The organism is Psychrobacter sp. PP-21 (assembly GCF_033790785.1).
GTDB lineage: Bacteria > Pseudomonadota > Gammaproteobacteria > Pseudomonadales > Moraxellaceae > Psychrobacter.
In genome coordinates, this window is the sequence record NZ_JAMYEB010000093.1 from 1 (window position 1) to 429 (window position 429).

The following is a 429-nucleotide window of genomic DNA, read 5'->3' on the forward strand; positions in this document are numbered from 1 at the left end:
TGAAGATACGTCAAGACAAGCAGATCATCAACAAAGCCATTTACTTAGCCCTAGGCGTTAACCTTAACGGTAAAAAAGAGCTGCTTGGTATGTGGCTCTCAGAGAATGAAGGCGCTAAGTTCTGGCTGGGCGTTCTTACCGAGCTTCAAAACCGCGGGGTGCAAGACATCTTAATCGCTTGTGTCGATGGCTTAAAGGGCTTCCCTGATGCCATCAATACGGTTTATCCTAAAGCTCAGGTTCAGCTGTGTATCGTGCATATGGTGCGTTACTCCATGAAGTTCGTACCTTGGACGGATAAAAAGGCCGTAGCGGCTGATTTAAAGGCCATCTACGGTGCTGATACCCTTGAGATGGCAGAGGCCAATCTTGAGCACTTTGATGAGACTTGGGGCAAAGATTACCCGCACGTGGTCAAGTCTTGGCGTA

General features: G+C 48.3%; 1 protein-coding gene. It reads left to right on the plus strand.

Features of this window, described 5'->3' with window-relative positions; all coding sequences use genetic code 11:
* The coding region (locus NJD71_RS13715; protein ID WP_319052449.1) for an IS256 family transposase at positions 1–429 on the plus strand (429 nt) is incomplete at both ends.